Raw genomic sequence first — 18,131 nt, 5'->3', positions numbered from 1 at the left:
CCCCCCCCGCGCCCCCCCCCCCCCCGCGCACCCCCCCGCGCACCCCCCCGCGCCAATTCGTCGACGGCAGCGCGGTCGCCCGCGCACCCCCACGCCGATTCGTCGGCGATATCAGCTCCACAGGCGGTGCGGGGGGTCTACCGGCTGGTCACCGCAGCTCGCGCCGATTCGTCTGCGATATCAGCTCCACAGGCGGTGCGAGGTGCTCGAGGTGCCGGCCGCCCACCTCGGCGCGCGACCTACCTGCGGGTGGTCGGGCGGGCCGGGTGGCTGTGCTCGGCCGCGCGCTGCACCGCCCGGTAGATCTGACCGAAGCGCAGCGCGTCGCTGGTGGACAGCAGCCTCACCGGCTGGCCGCGCCAGCGCGCCCAGATCTCCAGTTGACGGCTGCCCCGGGCGTACGAGCGGTCGAGGTGTTCGAAGAGGAAGTCGGCGACCGGCCCGACGGCCAGGCCGACCAGCACCGAGGCGCCGACGATCGCGATCGTCACGGTGGGCGATCGGTGCAGCCAGACGGCCACGCCGATGCCGAGCAGCGCCGCAACCAGCGGGCCGGCCAGTGCGGCGCCGATCGCGCCCCGCCCCACGAGCACGCGCCAGGAACGGGTGCCACGGTGGTGCCAGATCATGGTGATGTCGGCCAGCGCGTAGGTGCGGCCGTCCACCCGGACGGTGGTGGAGGTGACCTGCACCGACTTGTCGTCGAAATAAGTGATCATGGCTGGACTCCCGCCCACGGGGCTGACACCACACTACTTACCCCAACGAGGCGGGTCGTAAGGTTGGCACGCGACTTCGACGAGGAAGTGAGGGCAGCGTGGGCGAGTTCGTTCGGCTGGAGACCAGGGACGGCATCGGCACCATCCGGCTGGAGCGGCCGCCGATGAACGCGCTCAACACCCAGGTGCAGGAGGAGTTGCGCGCCGCCGCGACGGCGGCCACCGCCGACGCGGGCGTCCGCGCCGTCATCGTGTACGGCGGGGAGAAGGTCTTCGCCGCCGGTGCGGACATCAAGCAGATGGCCGAGATGTCCTACGTGGACATGGCGGACCGGGCCGCGGACCTGTCCAGTGCGCTCGGCGCGATCGCCCGGATCCCCAAGCCGGTCGTCGCCGCGATCACCGGCTACGCCCTCGGCGGTGGCTGCGAGTTGGCGCTGGCCTGTGACTGGCGGGTGGTGGCCGAGGACGCCAAGCTCGGCCAGCCGGAGATCAAGCTGGGCATCATCCCCGGCGCGGGCGGCACCCAGCGGCTGGCCCGGCTGGTCGGTCCGGCGCGGGCCAAGGACCTGATCATGTCGGGGCGGATGGTGGACGCCCAGGAGGCCCTGCGGATCGGTCTCGCCGACCGGGTCGTCCCGGCGACCGAGGTCTACGACGCGGCGGTGGCGCTGGTCACGCCGTACCTGAACGGGCCCGTGCAGGCGTTGCGCGCGGCGAAGCTGGCGGTCGACGGCGGCCTGGACATGGATCTGAACTCGGGCCTGGCCTGGGAGAGCCAGCTCTTCGCGGCGCTCTTCGCCACCGACGACCGGCGCGAGGGTATGGCGGCGTTCGTCGAGAAGCGCAGGCCGGGCTTCACCGGCCGCTGACATCGACGGAGAAGGCGGTGCGTGTCGCCGGCCCCGACGGTGAGTCGAGAACGGTTCACATTCTGCCTACCGGCCAGTAGCGTGAGGCTTCGGTCGTGAGCGACGAAGGGGAGCGGCAATGACGGAGCGCGTCGAAGGTCACGGCGGGGAGTTGGCGCTCGCGGCGCTGCGGGCGCACGGGGTGCGTGAGATGTTCACCCTCTCCGGCGGACACGTCTTCCCGCTCTACGACGCGGCGCACAAGAACGACTTCCCGATCTACGACGTCCGGCACGAGCAGTCCGCGGTCTTCGCCGCCGAGGCGGTGGCCAAGCTCCAGCGCCGTCCCGGTCTCGCCGTGCTCACGGCCGGTCCCGGTGTCACCAACGGGATCTCCGGCATGACCAGCGCCTTCTTCAACGCCTCCCCGGTGCTCGTGCTCGGCGGTCGGGCGCCCGCCTTCCGGTGGGGCTCGGGCAGCCTCCAGGAGATGGACCACCTGCCACTGGTCTCGCCCGTCACCAAGCACGCCGAGACGGTGTTCAGCACCGACGACATCCCGCGCGCGGTCACCGCGGCGCTCACCGCCGCGCTCACGCCGCACCGCGGCCCCGCGTTCCTGGACTTCCCGCTGGAGACGGTGTTCTCCGTCGCCGAGGCCGAGGTGCCCGCCCCGACCGGCGTCGACCCGGTCGAACCGGACCCGGACGAGGTCGCCCGGGCGGCGACGCTGATCGCCGGAGCGCAGCGACCGGTCATCATCGCCGGCTCCGACGTGTACGCCGGCGACGCGGTGGCCGCGCTGCGCGAAGCGGCCGAAGCGCTGCAGGTGCCGGTCTTCACCAACGGCATGGGCCGCGGCTCGCTCCCGCCGGAGCACCCGCTCGCCTTCGCCAAGGCACGCCGGGCCGCGCTCTCCGGCGCCGACGTGGTCGTGGTGGTGGGCACCCCACTGGATTTCCGGCTCAGCTTCGGTGACTTCGGCGACGCCAAGGTCGTGCACATCGTCGACGCTCCCAGCCAGCGCGCCGCGCACGTGCAGCCGGCCGCCGCCCCCGCCGGCGACCTGCGCCTGATTCTCTCCGCGCTGGCCGACCACGCCGCTGACCGGGCCGACCACAGCGGCTGGATCGCCGACCTGCGCGCCGCCGAGGACGCGGCCCGGGCTCGCGACGCGGCGGAGATGGCCGCCGAGACCGACCCGATCCGGCCGGCCCGCGTCTACGGGGAGCTGCGCCGGGTGCTGGCCCGTGACGCGATCACCATCGGCGACGGCGGCGACTTCGTCTCGTACGCCGGGCGGTACCTGGAGCCGGCCCAGCCGGGCACCTGGCTGGACCCGGGCCCGTACGGCTGCCTGGGCACCGGCATGGGCTACGCCATGGGCGCCCGGGTCAGCCACCCGGACCGGCAGATCTGCGTGCTGATGGGCGACGGCGCGGCCGGCTTCTCGCTGATGGACGTCGAGTCGTTGGTCCGCCAGAAGCTGCCCGTGGTGATCGTGGTGGGCAACAACGGCATCTGGGGTCTGGAGAAGCACCCGATGCAGGCCATGTACGGCTACGACGTGGCCGCCGACCTCCAGCCGGAGCTGCGTTACGACACCGTGGTCAGCGCGCTCGGCGGGGCGGGGGAGACGGTCGCCAAGGCTGCCGATCTGGGCCCGGCCCTGCAGCGGGCGTTCGACGCTGGCGTGCCGTACCTGGTCAATGTGCTCACCGACCCGACGGACGCGTACCCCCGGTCGTCGAACCTGGCCTGAGTCGCACCCGCCGCGCCGTCGCCTCCGGGCGGGCGGCGGCGCCGCGCGTGTTCGCGGGTAAATCAGCTGCCTGTCAGCTCCGGTCGTCGTACCGTCAGCGTCGTATCGACGGAATGTCAGGCCCGTCGTCCATGGTGGTACCACCAGTGACGATGACAGGAGTTGCGATGGACTACGCGATCCGCGCCGAGGGGTTGGTGCGCCGCTTCGGCGCCACCACCGCCCTCGCCGGAGTTGATCTGGCGGTTCCCTCCGGGACCGTCTTCGGCCTGCTCGGGCCGAACGGCGCAGGCAAGACCACTGCGGTTCGGGTGCTCGCCACCCTGCTGCGCGCCGACGAGGGCCACGCCACCGTGGGTGGCTTCGACGTCGTCCGCGACGCCCACCAGGTGCGCCAGCTCATCGGCCTCACCGGGCAGTACGCGTCGGTCGACGAAAGCCTGACCGGCGCGGAGAACCTGCTGCTGATCGGCCGGCTGCTCGGGTTGAGCCGGGCCGACGCCAAACTGCGCGCACGCGGACTGCTCGCCGACTTCCAGCTCGACGACGCCGGTGACCGGGCCACCAAGACCTACTCCGGTGGCATGCGCCGTCGCCTCGACCTCGCCGCCAGTCTGGTCGGCCGGCCGCAGGTGCTCTTCCTCGACGAGCCGACCACCGGCCTCGACCCCCGCAGCCGCAACGACCTGTGGGACATCGTGCGGGCCCTGGTCTCCGACGGGGTGACGGTGCTGCTCACCACCCAGTATCTGGAGGAGGCCGACCAGCTCGCCGGGGAGATCGCGGTGGTCGACCACGGCCGGGTGATCGCCCAGGGCACGCCGGAGGAGCTGAAGGCCAAGACCGGCGGGCAGACGCTGACCGTACGGCCGGCCGACCTCACCGACCTGGGCACCGTGGCCGCCATCGCCGGCGCGGTCTCCGGCGCGACCCCCGAGGTGGCCCAGACCTCGATCACCGTCGCGGTGAACGGGCCCGGTGTGCTGCCCGCAGTGGTGAGTCGTCTCGACGCCGCCGAGATCCCGGTCGCCGAGCTGGCGCTACGCGGCGCCAGCCTGGACGAGGTCTTCCTCTCCCTCACCGGCCACCTGGCCGAGGACGCCCCTGCGGACACCGATCGGGAAAGGACCCCGGCATGACCGCCACCACTCTCGCCGCCGCGCCGACCCTGGCCCGCCGGATCGGCCCCGTCGCCGGCCTGCGACACACCTTCACGCTCGCCTGGCGCAGTCTCGTGCAGATCAAGCACAACCCGATGGAACTGCTCGACCTGAGCATCCAGCCGGTGATGTTCGTGCTGCTGTTCACCTACGTGTTCGGCACCGCCATCGCCGGCTCCTCCGGTGAATACCTCACCTTCATGCTGCCCGGCATCATGGTGCAGAATGCGCTCTTCGCCACCATGACGACCGGGTTCGGGCTCAACAGCGACCTGACCAAGGGCGTCTTCGACCGGCTCCGGGCGCTGCCCATCGCCCGATGGGCGCCCCTGGCCGGCCGGATCCTCGCCGACACCGTGAAGCAGGCCTGGTCGATCGCGCTGCTGCTCGGCGTCGGTTCGATCCTGGGTTTCCGGGTCGGCCACGGGCTGCTCGGGGTGATCGGGGCGTTCGCGTTGCTGCTGGCGTTCACGCTGGCCGCCTCGTGGATCTCGGTGCTGGTCGGGGTGCTGGTGAGCGAACCGGACAAGGTGCAGATCTTCGGCTTCACGGTGATCTTCCCGCTGACCTTCACCAGCAACATCTTCGTGCCCACCGAACGGATGCCCGGTTGGTTGCAGCACTGGGTGGAGGTCAACCCGGTGACCGTGGTGGCCGACGCGCTGCGCGGGCTCCTGGTCGGCGGGCCGGTGGCCGGCCCGGTGCTCCAGACGCTGCTGTGGGGTCTCGGCATCGCGGTGATCTTCGCGCCGTTGGCGGTGCGGGGGCTCAGGCGTCGAGTGTGACCCGCAGCAGCTCGGTCACCTGATGCAGTCGGGTCTCTCGGCCGTCCGCGTACGCCTCGGCGAATCCGGGTTCACCGAGTGCGGTGCGGGCGGCCAGCCGCACCCGGATCGCATCCAACGCTCCCCGGTCGTGCCCACCGCGTACACCGTCCGCCCCGCCGAGCAGGGTGGCGGCCACGGCCGGCCGTCCGCTGCGCAGGGCGAGGTCCGCGTAGCCGACCAGGACGATGGCCACCACGGGTGCGTCGCGGGAGGTGATCGCCAGCTCCAGGGCCTGGTCCAGATGCGTACGTGCGGCCGGCAGCTCTCCCCGGGCCGCCGCGCAGTGCCCGAGCGCGGTGGCCAGCATGGCGCCCCACTGCGGGGCGATCCCCCGCCGCCCGACCAGCTCGGCGGCGCGTTGCGCCCAGTGGGCCGCCTGCTCCCAGTCGCCGTGGTCGCGTAGCAGCTCGGACCAGACGGTGGCGATGGTGGCCCGAGGCTCGTCGGCGCCCAGCCGTTCGGCTTCCCCCTGCGCCTCGGCGAGCAGCGTGCGGGCCACCTCGTGCTCGCCCACCTGCCAGTGCAGCTGGGCCAGCCGGGCCCGCATCTGCGGCACGTCCTCGGCCGCACCCAATTTCCGGACGTCGTGCAGCGCGCCCCGCAACTGGTCGATGGCGGCGTTGCGGTCGCCGGTCCGACCAGCGATCTCGGCCAGTGCGAAGCGGGTGATGGACAGCCCCCAGCGGTCCTCGACGGTGCGGAACAGTTCCAGTGCGGCGCGGAAGTCTTCGGCTGCCTCCTCGACCGGCCCGCCCGCGTTGAGCTGCATGTGCCCGCGCATGATGCGGGCGGTTCCGGCCACCCAGGGGTCGTCGTCGGAGAAGAGCCGCCGCAGCGTGCTCAGCCCCGCGGGCTGCGTCGCCGGGCTGAACATCAGGGCCATCGGCCCGGCCAGTCGCAGCAGGGGTACCCGAGTGTCGGTGCCGGTCAGCCTCAGCGCTTCCTCCAGCCAGACCTGGGCCGTTTCCAGGTCTCCATTGGCGCTCATCACGTTCATGGCCCCGACCAGATACGCGGTCGCCAGCGCGGTCGCGGACGGCGGCTCTTCCTGCCCGGCCGGCGGGACGGACCGTTCCGCCAGCGCGAGCACCTCACGGACGAGATCCGCGCCCTCGACCCGGTGTCCGCGCGACCACCAGTACCAGCCGAGCGCGCCGGTCATCCGGATCGCCCGGGTGACCTCACCGGCCCCGATCGCCCAGCGCAGCGCGTCGTGCAGGTTGTCGTGTTCCGCGCGGAGCCGGTCGATCCAGGGGAGCTGGTCGCGGCCACGCAACTCCGGGTCGGCCCGCTCGGCCAGGTCCAGGAACTCGTCGGCATGGGCCCGGCGCACCCGTTGCTCCTCGCCCGCCTCGCCCAGCCGGTCCAGCCCGTACTCCCGGATGGTCTCCAGCATCCGGTAGCGCGGTTCGCCGTCGCCGGTGGCGATCACCAGCGACTTCTCCACCAGGGCGAAGAGTCGGTCGAGCACCTCGTCGGCGGCCAGCTCGCTGCCGGCGCAGACCCGCGCCACGGCAGTCTGGGTGGCGCCTCCGGCGAACAGGGCGAGCCGGCGCCACAGCGCCCGCTCAGCGGGGTCGAGCAGCTCCCAGCTCCAGTCCACCACCGCTCGTAGCGTCTGGTGTCGGGGCAGCGCGGTACGGCTGCCGCCGGTGAGCAGCCGGAACCTGTCGTCCAACCGGGTCGCCACCTGGTCCGCCGTCATCGCCCGCAGCCGCGCGGCTGCCAGCTCGATGGCGAGTGGCATGCCGTCCAGCGCTCGGCAGATCCTGACCACGGACTCAACCGTGCGGTCGTCCACCCGAAAGTCGAGCCGGACGGCGGCGGCCCGATCGGCGAAGAGCCGCACCGACGGGTATGTCAGCGCAACGTCCGGATCGGCGCCCGCCGGTGGCTGCTCCAGCGGGTCGACGGGATGCAGTGCCTCGCCGGTGATGCCCAGCGGCTCCCGGCTGGTGACCAGGACCCGCACCTCGGGGCAGGCGGCGAGCAACCGGTCGGCCAGTTCGGCCGCGGCGTCCAGCAGGTGTTCGCAGTTGTCCAACACGAGCAGCGCGCATCGACTGACCAGCGCGTCGATGGCCCGTACGGTCGGCTCGGTGGCCTCGCTGGGTGGGATCCGGGATCGGCTGCCGACGAAGAACGCCTGCTCACGGAGGCCGAGCAGGCCCAGCAGCGCCTGGGGCACCTCGCTGGGGTCGGTCACCGGCGCCAGCTCGACGAGCCAGACCCCGTCCGGGAACCGCGCCGCCACTGCGCGGGCGGCCTCGACCGCGAGCCGGGTCTTGCCGGCGCCTCCCGGGCCGGTGAGGGTGACCAGCCGGGCCCGATCGAGCAGGTCGCCGACCCGGTCGACGGCTGCCTCCCGGCCGACGAAGCTCGTCAACGCGGTCGGCAGGTCACCCCGGGTGCGTTGGGCGGGGCCGGCGTGCGGTCTGGCGTCGCCGTCCGGGCTGGACCGGTGGTCGCCACCGTCGGCGGGCACCGGCGCGGCGCTGGACGGCGGGGAATCGGGCCGTTGACCACGCAGCACCGCCAGATGCAGGGCGGCCAGCTCGGGCCCGGGATCGGCGCCGAGCGTCTCGGTGAGTTCGCCCCGCAGCCGTTCGTACGCGGCGAGCGCCTCCGCCGGGCGGCCGGCCCGGTGCAGGGTGCGGATCAGGTGTTCGGCCAACCGTTCGCGTAGCGGATGCGCGGCTACCAGTTCCCGCAGCCAGGGCACCAGGTGGCCGGGGTCCTCCAACGCCGAACGGGCTTCGATCAGCTCCTCGGTGGCGGTGAGGCGCAACTCCTCGAGCCGGGCCACCAGGCCTCGGGCGAACGGCGCGTCGGACACGTCGGCCAGCGCCGGCCCCCGCCACAGGGCGAGCGCCGCCTCGAGTCGTTCGCGGGCGGCGGCCGGGTCGGCGGCCAGCAGCGCCCGGCCGGCGAGCACCTCGGTCTCGAACCGGTGCAGGTCGATCGCGCTCCGGTCGACGGCGAGCCGGTAGCCGCCGGGGCGGGCGTCGACCGGCAGCCCGGGCACGGCACGGCGCAGCCGGGAGACCAGCGCCTGGAGCGCGTTGCCGGCAGCGGTGGGCGGGGCGTCCTCCCACAGCGCGTCGACCAGGTGCGCCGCGCTGACCGTCCGGCCGGGTTCCAGGGCCAGCAGGATCAGCAGTCGCCGCAGGAGCACGCCACCGACCTCGATCGGCGTCGCCGGGTCGTCCCGAACCTCCAGGGGGCCGAGCAGATGGATCTGCACACCGGCGATCCTGCCGTTCGCCCGCTCGAATGCCGGTTTCGGCTGCTCCTGCGCGGTGCTCACACCTCCGGCCGGTCACCCTCACGCGGCGGCTCACCGTCGCGCCGACGCAGGTAGTCCTCGCGTCGCCGCAGGTCCTCTTCCCAGCGGCTGAAGAGTTCCTGGTCCTGCTGTTGGGCGCGGTCCTGCACCGAGCGGAGGAACTCCGGGTCGTCGTCGGGGGCGATCGGGCGTCGGGGCTTCCGCTCGGCGAAGCCGGTGCCGGCCGGCCGCGCCCCGCGGACCCCGGGGTCGGGCTCCCGGCCGGCGACGAACCAGGCGACCGATCCCACCAGTGGGAAGAACAGAATGATCAGCACCCAGGCGATCCGGGGGAGAGCACGGATCTGGCCCTCCTCGGCGGAGAGACAGCTGATCAGCGCGCAGACGGCGAGGACAATCTGCACCAGGAAGAGGAGAACGTACAGCCGGGCCATGCACCCATCATGGCGCACCCCGTCCCGTCACCACAGTCCGCGAACCCGGCGCCGGTTATCCGCTTTCCCCGCGGCCTAACCTGAACCTGTGACCGATCTTGACGTGAACACGCTGCGCAATGCCTACGACAATCAGCTCCGCCCGGAGATCCCGGACCCGGTTCCGGCCGGGGTGACGGTGGAGCGGGACGGGCCGCTGGTCCGGATCATCGGACTCGACGCCGGTGGGTTCCTCACCTACCGCGACCTCGGCGGGTTGACCGGCGACGAGCTGGACGCACTGATCGCCCGGCAGGTGGAGCTGTTCCGCCAGCGCGGCCAGTCGGTGGAGTGGAAGCTCAACGAACACGACGAGCCCGCCGACCTCGCGGACCGGCTGCGCGCCGCCGGCTTCGTGGCGGAGGACCGGGAGACCGTCGTGATCGGGCCGGTCGCGTCGCTGGCCGCCGCGCTGCCGGTTCCCCCCGAGGGGGTACGCCTGCGTGAGGTGACCGCCCCGGTCGACCTGGAGCGGATCGCCGCCATGGAGGAGGAGGTCTGGCAGGAGGACCGCTCGCACCTCGTCTGGGGGCTGGCGAAGGAGATGGACGCCGACCCGCAGTCGATCACCGTGGTGGTGGCGGAGGCGGACGGAACGGTGGTGAGCGCCGGCTGGGTGCGCTTCCCGCCGAACACCGGCTTCGCCACCCTCTGGGGCGGATCCACCCTGGTGCAGTGGCGTCGCAGGGGCATCTACCGGGCGCTGGTCACCTACCGCGCGCGGCTGGCCGACCAGCGCGGCCGGACGCTGCTGCAGGTCGACGCGTCCGAGGACAGCCGGCCCATCCTGCAGCGACTGGGCCTCGTCCCGGTCACCACCACGACCCCGTACGTCTACACTCCGTGATCATGGAGCTGCGGTTGACGGATGAGGAGCGGCTGACCCTCAAGACCGGTGCCTTCGGTGCCGTCTTCCTGGTCTCCAACGCCGACCCGGGGATGCTGGGGGTGATCAGGGAGAGCGTCGCCGCGTCCGACGCGTTGGCCAACGCCAGCGGGGTGGTCAAGGAGGCGCTGACCACCGGTCCGCTGCCCCGGCTGCCGCGCGACTCGCAGCTGGAGATCGAGTCGGTGGTCCTTCCGGCGCTGGATCGGGCGGTGCGGATCCTGCGGGAGAAGTCACCGGCTGACGTCGACGCGTACCGCTCGGTGGTGTTGACCGCGGCGGACCGGGTGGCCCGGGCGCACCACGGGGTTGCTCCGGCCGAGGCGGCGGTCATCGACCGGATCCGTGGCGCGCTGGCCGACCCGGTCTGACCGGGTAGGGCTGGCCGGCGCCGGTGAGCTGTGTCACTCGGAGTGCAGGGGGCCGGCAACCTACTGGCAGGTAACATTGCGTCGTGGGCAACTGCACAGCAGCCTGCGGTTGACCGGGCGTCGGCCGACGCGCGAGGCTGCGCCCCAGACCGGGCGAGCGAAATCGCACCACCACACAGGAGGGTCGTCGAAGCGCGATGAACATCGTCGTACTCGTCAAGCAGGTGCCTGATTCGGGCGCGGACCGCAACCTGCGCAATGACGACAACACCGTCGACCGCGGCTCGGCGAACAACGTGATCAACGAGATGGACGAGTACGCCATCGAGGAGGCGCTGAAGATCAAGGAGGCGCACGGTGGCGAGGTCACCATCCTGACCATGGGTCCGGACCGGGCGACCGAGTCGATCCGTAAGGCGCTCTCCATGGGCCCGGACAAGGCCGTCCACGTGGTGGACGACGCCCTGCACGGCTCCTGTGCTCCTGCCACCTCGAAGGTGCTCGCCGCCGCTCTCGGCCAGCTGGGCGCTGACCTGGTGATCTGCGGTGCCGAGTCCACCGACGGTCGGGTCCAGGTTCTGCCGCACATGATCGCCGAGCGGTTGGGCGTCGCGGCGCTCACCGGCGCCCGCAAGCTCACCGTCGACGGCGACACGCTGACCGTCGAGCGGCAGACCGAGGAGGGCTACGAGGTGGTCACCGCCGCCACCCCGGCCGTGGTCTCCGTGTGGGACACCATCAACGAGCCGCGCTACCCCTCCTTCAAGGGCATCATGGCCGCCAAGAAGAAGCCGGTGCAGACGCTCTCCCTGGCCGACCTCGGTGTCGCACCGACCGAGGTGGGCCTCGACGGCGCCACCAGCGCCGTGGTCGAGCACACCAAGCGTCCGCCGCGCTCCGGCGGCGCCAAGATCACCGACGAGGGCGAGGGCGGCGTCAAGCTGGTCGAGTTCCTCGCCACCGAGAAGTTCGTGTGAGAGCGGGGTCTGGACATGTCTGAGGTTCTCGTCGTCGTCGAAGCCACCAAGGAATTCGGCGTCAAGAAGGTCACCCTGGAGATGCTCACCCTCGCCCGCGAGCTGGGCACCCCGAGCGCGGTGGTGCTCGGCGGCGCCGGCGCCGCCGAGGCGCTGAGCGCCAAGCTGGGCGAGTACGGCGCGGAGAAGATCTACGCGGCCGAGGGTGACGAGATCGACGGCTACCTGGTGGCGCCGAAGGCCACCGTGCTGGCCGAGCTGGTCCGGCGGGTGCAGCCGTCCGCCGTGCTGCTGGCCTCGGCCCAGGAGGGCAAGGAGATCGCCGCCCGCCTCGCCGTCAAGCTGGACAACGGCATCCTGACCGACGTGGTCGGTCTGGCCGCCGACGGCACCGCCACCCAGGTCGCCTTCGCCGGCTCCACAATCGTCAAGTCCAAGGTCACCAAGGGCCTGCCGCTGGTCACCGTCCGGCCCAACTCGGTCACTCCGACCGCGGCGGCGGCCACCCCGGCGATCGAGCAGCTCACCGTGTCGGTCACCGACACGGACAAGCTGGCCAGGGTCGTCAACCGGGTCGCCGAGCAGAAGGGCTCCCGCCCCGAGCTGACCGAGGCCGGTGTGGTCGTCTCCGGCGGTCGCGGCGTCGGCAACGCCGACAACTTCAAGCTGGTCGAGGAGCTGGCCGACCTGCTCGGCGGCGCCGTGGGTGCGTCCCGGGCGGCGGTCGACTCCGGCTTCTACCCGCACCAGTTCCAGGTGGGCCAGACCGGCAAGACCGTCTCCCCGCAGCTGTACGTCGCACTCGGCATCTCCGGTGCCATCCAGCACCGGGCCGGCATGCAGACCTCGAAGATCATCGTCGCGGTCAACAAGGACGGCGAGTCGCCGATCTTCGAGCTGGCCGACTTCGGCGTGGTCGGCGATCTGTTCAAGATCGTGCCGCAGGCCGCCGAGGAGATCCGCAAGCGCAAGTAGCAGTTCCGCGCACGAACGACGAGAAGTGGCCGCCCGGCGTCGGGCGGCCACTTCTCGTCGTGCGGTGGAACGGGAGCTGATCGGCGGGCCGGGGAGCTGAGCCGGCCCGCCGATCAGCCCGTCAGAGTGCCCCGTAGCAGGCTGTCGCCGGAGTGCTTGGTGTTGTTGTCGTACTGCTCGGCGGAGACGTCGACCACCGAGTAGGACCTGAGGTCGACGGTCGAGGACAGCGGCAGCAGGGCGTCCGAGTTGTCACCAAGGGTGCCGATCGAGAACATCTTCCCGTTCTCCGGGTTGATGAGCCAGACCTCGTAGTACCCCGGCACGCGCGGGAGATTCGCGACATGCAGATGTAGTTGGCCGTCCTCGAGAACCCGCGCGTCACCATGAGCCGACTTCGGCGTCTTTCCGTAGGCCGCCAACGGCGCGCTGGCCACCACCGCCTGAGTCGCGGCGGGCTCGGGCTTGTCCGGGCGCAGCACGGCGACCGTGCCCACCACGCCAACCGCCGCGGCGGCGACCGCGGTCACCGCGGTGGCCGCCCAGCCCGCCCAGCGACCGCGCCGACGGGCACGGGACCGGTCCGAGCGGGAGACGCCGCCCGCTCCTGCCGAGCCGTTGGTCGGCTCGGCGGTCGACTGACGGCGGGACGCGGGCAGCGACGGCAGGTCCTCCGCGGCCCGGATCTCCGCGACGATGCCCTGCCAGACGTGCTCCGGCGGGTTGGGCAGCTCGTGCATGCCCTGCGTCTCGGTGCCGAGCCCCGCGACGTGCTGGAGCGTTCGCATCTGCACCCGGCAGTGCTCACAGCTGTCAAGGTGGGTGCTCTCGCCGCTGTCGGCCTGACTCTCACCGAGCGCCAAAAAGACCAGCCGGTCGTGGTCCAGGTGCTGCACCGTCCACCTCCCATCTGCGTTTCAAGCTCGCCATGCCGCGTCTGATATGACTCTTGACCGTGCCCAGCGGCACGCCGGTCATCGCGGCTATCTGCTGGTGTGTCAGGTCGTCGTAGAACGCCAACTCCAGCATGCGTCTCTGGTCGTCCGGCAGGCGAGCCAGCTCGTCGGCGACGACCAGCCGGTCCACCACCCGGTCCGGGTCGGGGCCGCTCTGCGCCGGCTCGGGCAGCTGTCGGACCGTCTCCACGACCCGGGTCTCGCGGGCCGACGCCCGCATCCGGTCGATCACCTTGCGTCGGCCGATCCCGAGCAGCCAGCCGATCAACGATCCCCTGGCCGGGTCGAAGGTGTCCCGCCCGAGCCAGGCTGCCACGAACGTCGCCTGCGTCGCGTCCTCCGCGTCGCTGCGGTTGATCAGCATGCTGGTGGCCAGGTGGAGCACGGCTCGGCCGTACCTGTCGTACGCCTGCCGGAGCGCCGCCTCGTCACCCGCGCGGAAGCGGAGCGCAAGGTCGTCGTCCGGGGGATCCGGGTCCTGTCGCGCGGCCGTCACCGGGCGGCTCGCCTTCCTGGGGGCATACCCGACTGTAACTCCCACAGCCCTCGCCCCACTTCCCCGGTAGTTGGCATCACCGCTTGTTCGTTGCCGAGGGCTCCGCCGGATGCCATTTCGGTCGGGAAAAAGAAATTGCCTCCAGCCGCATCCGGCCGCCGCGGAGCCGGCGTAACCCGTTCTGCAAGTCAGGCCTGACGAATCAGCACCAATACCAGGAGGCAGTAATGCAGCTCTCGTACTTCCGTCGGGTCGCGGCGGGCGGCGCGGTCGCCGCGCTGGCCTTCGCCGGCATCGGCGCGCTCACCGCGTCGCCCGCCTACGCCGCCACGTCGAAGGTCTCGGTCGTGCACGGCATCCCGGACACCCCGGTCGACGTGTACGTCAACGGCAAGAAGACCCTGGAGAACTTCAAGCCCGGTACCGTGGCCGGTCCGCTGAGCCTGGAGAAGGGCGAGTACGACATCGCCCTCACCAAGCCGGGTGAGGCGATCGACAAGGCGATCCTCAAGGTCGACAACGCCGAGGTGCCGGGCGGGGCGAACATCAGCATCGCCGCACACCTCGACGCGGCCGGCAAGCCGAAGATCACCCCGTTCGTCAACGACGTCTCGAAGGTCGGCGCCGGCAAGGCCCGACTGATCGTCCGGCACACCGCCGCCGCTCCCGCGGTGGACGTCCGTGCCGGTGGCACCCCGGTCTTCAAGGGCCTGACCAACCCGAAGGAGGCGAAGGCCGACGTCGACGCGGGCTCCGTGAAGGCGGACGTGGTGCTGGCCGGCACCGACACCGTGGCCATCGGCCCGGCGGACCTGAACCTCAAGGAGGGCACCGCGACGATCGTCTACGCGATCGGCTCGGCCGAGGGCAAGACCCTCGACGTGGTGGCCCAGACCATCACCGGCCTGCACTCCGCCCCGGGCGGCGTGCCGAGCGGTGACGGTGGCCAGGCAGGCACCGGCGTCAACACCTGGTGGTACGTGCTCACCGGTGCCGGCGTCCTGCTGCTGGTCGGCGGTGGTGTGCGGATGGCGTCCGCGCGGACCGGTCGCAAGTGACGGTGCGCAACCGCGGCGCGCTGGCGGCCATGGCCGCCGGCGTTGCCGCGCTCACCGTCGCCACCCTGGTGGCGTGCGGCTCACAGCCGGCCAAGGACGTGGGCGCCGACGAGGCGGCCACCCTGGCCACCGCCACCCCGACGCCGACGGCCGGTGCCGCGAACGGCCCGTCGGTCCCGGTGGCCGCCGGGGAGCTGCCGGCCGACGGCAAGATCGTTCCGCCGGTACGGCTGGAGATCCCGGCGATCGACGTCACCGCCAAGGTGAACGCGGTCGGCATCAACGCGCGGACCAACGATTTCGAGGTGCCGCCCAGCGTCGACCAGATCGGCTGGTACCGGTACGGGCCCGGCCTGGAGGCGGAGGCCGGCTCGGTGGTCGTCGCGGGTCACGTGGACAGCGCCAAGCAGGGTAAGGGCGCCTTCTACCGGCTTCGTGAACTGGACCAGGGCGACACCCTGTCCGTCACCGGCAGCGACGGCAAGGCCCGGCCGTACAAGGTCGTCGCCCGGGAGGAGTACGTCAAGACCAAGATCCCGTTGGACCGGTACTTCGCCCGGGACGGCAAGCCGCGGCTGACCCTGATCACCTGCGGTGGACCGTTCGACGCCAAGGCCCGCAAGTACCGCGACAACATCGTGGTCACCGCGGTGCCCGCCTGACCAGATCGGTTCGGCTCATCGGAGGGTGCGTCGGGCCAGGGTGGGGAGGGGAACCTTCCCACCCTGGCCCGCGCCGCGTCGAGCGCAGGCCGCCCCTCCGCCATCGGGTCCCCCACCTGTCGGCCGTAGGCTGAACGGTGATGGCTTACCTGGATCACGCGGCGACCACTCCGATGCTCGACGAGGCACTGGAGGCGTACGTCGCCACCGCCCGCGAGGTTGGCAACGCGTCCTCTCTGCACGCGGCGGGTCGCCGTGCCCGCCGCCGGGTCGAGGAGTCGCGCGAGCGGGTGGCCGCCGTCCTGGGCGCGCGGCCGTCCGAGGTGATCTTCACCGGTGGCGGTACGGAGAGCGACAACCTCGCGGTCAAGGGCATCTTCTGGGCCCGCAGGGGAGCCGACCCGGCCCGCGGGCGGGTGGTCTCCAGCGCCGTCGAGCACCACGCCGTGCTGGACGCGGTGGACTGGCTGGCCCAGCACGAGGGCGCCGAGGTCGGGTGGCTGCCGGTGGACGCCGCCGGCCGGCTCGACCCGGAGGACCTGCGCGCCGAGCTGGCCGCGCACACCGACCGGCTGGCCGTGGTCACCGTGATGTGGGCGAACAACGAGGTCGGCACCGTCCAGCCGGTGGCCGAGCTGGCCGCCGTCGCCGCCGAGCACGGCGTGCCGTTCCACACCGACGCCATCCAGGCCGTCGGTCAGGTGCCGGTCGACTTCGGCGCCAGCGGGGTCGCCGCGCTGACCGTCACCGGGCACAAACTGGGCGGTCCGACCGGGGTGGGCGCTCTGCTGCTGGCCCGGGACGTGGCCGCCACGCCGCTGGTGCACGGTGGCGGCCAGGAACGCGACGTACGCTCCGGCACCCTGGACACCGCCGGCATCGTCGCCTTCGCGGTCGCCGTCGAGGCGGCGGTGAAGGGCCAGCAGGAGTACGCGGCCCGGGTGGCCGCCCTCCGCGACGACCTCATCGAGCGGGTCCGCCAGGCGGTGCCCGAGGTGATCTACAACGGTGACCCGATCGACCGGCTGCCCGGCAACGCGCACTTCTCCTTTCCCGGTTGCGAGGGCGACGCCCTGCTGCTCCTGCTCGACGCCCAGGGCATCGCCTGCTCGACCGGCTCGGCCTGCTCCGCCGGGGTGGCCCAGCCCTCGCACGTGCTGCTCGCAATGGGTGCCGACGACGACCGGGCCCGCTCGTCCCTGCGCTTCTCCCTCGGGCACACCAGCACGCAGACCGAGATCGACGCCCTGATCGCCGCCCTCCCCGCAGCGGTAAGCCGGGCGCGCCGAGCCGCCGCCCCCCGCACCCCCCGCTGACCACCCCGCGCCACCCCGCGCTGCCCCCCGCCGGGCGCTGCCCCGCGCCCCGCGCCTCGCCGATCTACGGGAGATCGTCGCGAGTTGATCTCCATGCACGACGATTTCCCCTAGATCGATGGTGTGTGGTGTGCGGCGCGGGGGCGGTGTGGAGGCGCGGCGGGGGGGTGTGGGGGCCGCGGGGAGGGCGAGGGAGCGAGGGGGGTGGGGTGGGCGGATAGGGTGGGGTGGGGAAGGGAGTGCGCTGGTGAAGGTGTTGGCGGCGATGTCGGGCGGGGTCGACTCGGCGGTGGCGGCGGCGCGGGCGGTGGCGGCCGGGCACGACGTGACCGGCGTGCATCTGGCGCTGGCCCGTAATCCGCAGACGTTCCGGACCGGGGCGCGCGGTTGCTGCACTCTGGAGGATTCCCGGGACGCGCGGCGGGCCGCCGACGTGATCGGCATTCCGTTCTATGTCTGGGACATGGCCGAGCGGTTCCACGCCGACGTGGTGGACGACTTCGTTGCCGAGTACGCCGCCGGTCGTACGCCGAATCCCTGCCTGCGCTGCAACGAAAAGATCAAGTTCACCGCGGTGCTGGACCGCGCGGTGGCCCTGGGGTTCGACGCCGTGGTGACCGGTCACCACGCCCGGCTCGGCCCCGACGGGCTGCTGCGGCGCAGCGTCGACCTGCCCAAGGACCAGTCGTACGTGCTGGCCGTCCTCACCCGCGAGCAGCTCGACCGGTCGATCTTCCCGCTCGGCGACTCGACCAAGGCGCAGGTCCGGGCGGAGGCCGCCGAGCGTGGCCTGGCGGTCGCCGACAAGCCGGACTCGCACGACATCTGCTTCATCGCTGACGGCGACACCCGTGGCTTCCTGGCCGGTCGGCTCGGCGAGGCGCCCGGCGACGTGGTGGACGCGAGCACCGGCGCGGTGGTCGGCAGCCACACCGGCGCGTACGCGTACACCGTGGGCCAGCGTCGCGGGCTGCACCTGGACCGGCCCGCACCGGACGGTCGGCCGCGCTACGTGCTCTCCATCACGCCCACGACCAACACGGTGACGGTCGGCCCGGCGGAGGCGCTGGAGGTGTCCCAGGTGCACGCCGAGCGGCCGGTCTGGACCGGTGGCACGCGCCCGGACGTGCCGGTCGAGTGCGAGGTGCAGCTGCGCGCGCACGGCGAGGTGGTGCCGGCGACCGTGGCCCTCGACGGTGACCGGCTGCACGCCGAGCTTCGTCGGCCGGCCCGTGGCGTCGCCGCCGGTCAGGCCGTGGTGGCGTACCGGCCGGACCCGGCAGGCGACGTGGTCCTCGGCTCCGCCACCATCACCGGCTGAGCCGGCGACGGCCAGCGCGGCCGTCGCCGCCCGTG

17 protein-coding genes are annotated in these 18,131 nt (G+C 72.4%); 12 read left to right on the top strand and 5 right to left on the bottom strand.

The features are described 5' to 3' along the window. Positions 1 to 239: 239 nt before the first annotated feature. Positions 240 to 719 (bottom strand): DUF6232 family protein, encoded by a 480-nt coding sequence (locus ACLJN9_RS21115; protein WP_410813172.1) that lies wholly within the window; start codon positions 717 to 719, stop codon positions 240 to 242. A 98-nt stretch (positions 720 to 817) separates the two neighbouring features. Between ACLJN9_RS21115 and ACLJN9_RS21110 the strand changes: the two genes are divergently transcribed. The 4 genes from ACLJN9_RS21110 to ACLJN9_RS21095 all read left to right on the top strand — a co-directional run bounded on the left by ACLJN9_RS21110 (position 818) and on the right by ACLJN9_RS21095 (position 5,277). Further along, positions 818 to 1,591: an enoyl-CoA hydratase-related protein gene (locus ACLJN9_RS21110; protein ID WP_410813171.1), complete on the top strand. Its 774-nt coding sequence runs from the start codon at positions 818 to 820 to the stop codon at positions 1,589 to 1,591. A 118-nt stretch (positions 1,592 to 1,709) separates the two neighbouring features. After that, positions 1,710 to 3,332 (top strand): acetolactate synthase, encoded by a 1,623-nt coding sequence (locus ACLJN9_RS21105; protein ID WP_410813170.1) that lies wholly within the window; start codon positions 1,710 to 1,712, stop codon positions 3,330 to 3,332. Between the two features lie 167 nt (positions 3,333 to 3,499). Beyond that, positions 3,500 to 4,471 (top strand): ATP-binding cassette domain-containing protein, encoded by a 972-nt coding sequence (locus tag ACLJN9_RS21100; protein WP_410813169.1) that lies wholly within the window; start codon positions 3,500 to 3,502, stop codon positions 4,469 to 4,471. Continuing rightward, positions 4,468 to 5,277, top strand: a complete 810-nt coding sequence (locus ACLJN9_RS21095; RefSeq protein ID WP_410813168.1) for an ABC transporter permease — start codon at positions 4,468 to 4,470, stop codon at positions 5,275 to 5,277. The genes ACLJN9_RS21100 and ACLJN9_RS21095 overlap by 4 nt, the downstream gene beginning before the upstream one ends. Here ACLJN9_RS21095 and ACLJN9_RS21090 read toward each other — a convergent pair. Together ACLJN9_RS21090 and ACLJN9_RS21085 are read right to left on the bottom strand one after the other, a co-directional pair. After that, complete coding sequence (locus ACLJN9_RS21090; protein ID WP_410813167.1) at positions 5,261 to 8,563, bottom strand: AfsR/SARP family transcriptional regulator; 3,303 nt, start codon at positions 8,561 to 8,563, stop codon at positions 5,261 to 5,263. The genes ACLJN9_RS21095 and ACLJN9_RS21090 overlap by 17 nt on opposite strands. Before the next feature lie 59 nt (positions 8,564 to 8,622). Next, positions 8,623 to 9,039: a PLD nuclease N-terminal domain-containing protein gene (locus tag ACLJN9_RS21085; protein WP_410813166.1), complete on the bottom strand. Its 417-nt coding sequence runs from the start codon at positions 9,037 to 9,039 to the stop codon at positions 8,623 to 8,625. Positions 9,040 to 9,127: 88 nt separating this feature from the next. Here ACLJN9_RS21085 and ACLJN9_RS21080 point away from each other — a divergent pair, with 88 nt between their 5' ends. From ACLJN9_RS21080 to ACLJN9_RS21065, 4 genes are all read left to right on the top strand, one after another. Further along, positions 9,128 to 9,925, top strand: a complete 798-nt coding sequence (locus ACLJN9_RS21080; protein WP_410813165.1) for a GNAT family N-acetyltransferase — start codon at positions 9,128 to 9,130, stop codon at positions 9,923 to 9,925. Between the two features lie 2 nt (positions 9,926 to 9,927). Then, positions 9,928 to 10,335 carry a hypothetical protein gene (locus ACLJN9_RS21075; RefSeq protein WP_410813164.1) on the top strand — a complete coding sequence of 136 codons (408 nt, stop codon included), beginning with the start codon at positions 9,928 to 9,930 and terminating at the stop codon, positions 10,333 to 10,335. Positions 10,336 to 10,532: 197 nt separating this feature from the next. Beyond that, positions 10,533 to 11,312, top strand: a complete 780-nt coding sequence (locus ACLJN9_RS21070; protein WP_410813163.1) for an electron transfer flavoprotein subunit beta/FixA family protein — start codon at positions 10,533 to 10,535, stop codon at positions 11,310 to 11,312. Between the two features lie 15 nt (positions 11,313 to 11,327). Next, positions 11,328 to 12,287 carry an electron transfer flavoprotein subunit alpha/FixB family protein gene (locus ACLJN9_RS21065; protein WP_410813162.1) on the top strand — a complete coding sequence of 320 codons (960 nt, stop codon included), beginning with the start codon at positions 11,328 to 11,330 and terminating at the stop codon, positions 12,285 to 12,287. Positions 12,288 to 12,400: 113 nt separating this feature from the next. On the opposite strand, the gene ACLJN9_RS21060 is transcribed toward ACLJN9_RS21065, so the two are convergent. Together ACLJN9_RS21060 and ACLJN9_RS21055 are read right to left on the bottom strand one after the other, a co-directional pair. Beyond that, positions 12,401 to 13,183, bottom strand: a complete 783-nt coding sequence (locus ACLJN9_RS21060; protein ID WP_410813161.1) for an anti-sigma factor — start codon at positions 13,181 to 13,183, stop codon at positions 12,401 to 12,403. Next, positions 13,137 to 13,739 carry an RNA polymerase sigma factor gene (locus ACLJN9_RS21055; RefSeq protein ID WP_410813160.1) on the bottom strand — a complete coding sequence of 201 codons (603 nt, stop codon included), beginning with the start codon at positions 13,737 to 13,739 and terminating at the stop codon, positions 13,137 to 13,139. Before ACLJN9_RS21055 ends, ACLJN9_RS21060 begins: the two co-directional genes overlap by 47 nt. Positions 13,740 to 13,966: 227 nt before the next feature. Here ACLJN9_RS21055 and ACLJN9_RS21050 point away from each other — a divergent pair, with 227 nt between their 5' ends. From ACLJN9_RS21050 to mnmA, 4 genes are all read left to right on the top strand, one after another. Then, entirely contained in the window at positions 13,967 to 14,797 is an 831-nt protein-coding gene (locus tag ACLJN9_RS21050) for a DUF4397 domain-containing protein (protein WP_410813159.1), read from the top strand. Beyond that, positions 14,794 to 15,459: a class F sortase gene (locus tag ACLJN9_RS21045; RefSeq protein WP_410813158.1), complete on the top strand. Its 666-nt coding sequence runs from the start codon at positions 14,794 to 14,796 to the stop codon at positions 15,457 to 15,459. The genes ACLJN9_RS21050 and ACLJN9_RS21045 overlap by 4 nt, the downstream gene beginning before the upstream one ends. Before the next feature lie 140 nt (positions 15,460 to 15,599). Next, positions 15,600 to 16,775, top strand: a complete 1,176-nt coding sequence (locus tag ACLJN9_RS21040) for a cysteine desulfurase family protein (protein ID WP_410813157.1) — start codon at positions 15,600 to 15,602, stop codon at positions 16,773 to 16,775. Positions 16,776 to 17,022: 247 nt separating this feature from the next. Beyond that, a complete protein-coding gene (gene mnmA / locus ACLJN9_RS21035; protein ID WP_410813156.1) occupies positions 17,023 to 18,096 on the top strand; it encodes a tRNA 2-thiouridine(34) synthase MnmA in 1,074 nt (357 codons plus the stop codon). The last annotated feature ends 35 nt before the right edge of the window (positions 18,097 to 18,131 follow it).

The sequence above is a fragment of the Micromonospora sp. 067-2 genome, assembly GCF_046549295.1.
Lineage (GTDB): Bacteria > Actinomycetota > Actinomycetes > Mycobacteriales > Micromonosporaceae > Micromonospora.
This window is presented reverse-complemented; position numbering and strand designations above follow the sequence as displayed.

Coding starts and splice junctions, on each gene's coding strand:
- ACLJN9_RS21100 (WP_410813169.1), top strand. CDS start 3,500: ATGGACTACGCGATCCGCGCCGAGGGGTTGGTGCGCCGCTTCGGCGCC.
- ACLJN9_RS21115 (WP_410813172.1), bottom strand. CDS start 719: ATGATCACTTATTTCGACGACAAGTCGGTGCAGGTCACCTCCACCACC.
- ACLJN9_RS21050 (WP_410813159.1), top strand. CDS start 13,967: ATGCAGCTCTCGTACTTCCGTCGGGTCGCGGCGGGCGGCGCGGTCGCC.
- ACLJN9_RS21105 (WP_410813170.1), top strand. CDS start 1,710: ATGACGGAGCGCGTCGAAGGTCACGGCGGGGAGTTGGCGCTCGCGGCG.
- ACLJN9_RS21095 (WP_410813168.1), top strand. CDS start 4,468: ATGACCGCCACCACTCTCGCCGCCGCGCCGACCCTGGCCCGCCGGATC.
- ACLJN9_RS21070 (WP_410813163.1), top strand. CDS start 10,533: ATGAACATCGTCGTACTCGTCAAGCAGGTGCCTGATTCGGGCGCGGAC.
- ACLJN9_RS21040 (WP_410813157.1), top strand. CDS start 15,600: ATGGCTTACCTGGATCACGCGGCGACCACTCCGATGCTCGACGAGGCA.
- ACLJN9_RS21075 (WP_410813164.1), top strand. CDS start 9,928: ATGGAGCTGCGGTTGACGGATGAGGAGCGGCTGACCCTCAAGACCGGT.
- ACLJN9_RS21065 (WP_410813162.1), top strand. CDS start 11,328: ATGTCTGAGGTTCTCGTCGTCGTCGAAGCCACCAAGGAATTCGGCGTC.
- ACLJN9_RS21085 (WP_410813166.1), bottom strand. CDS start 9,039: ATGGCCCGGCTGTACGTTCTCCTCTTCCTGGTGCAGATTGTCCTCGCC.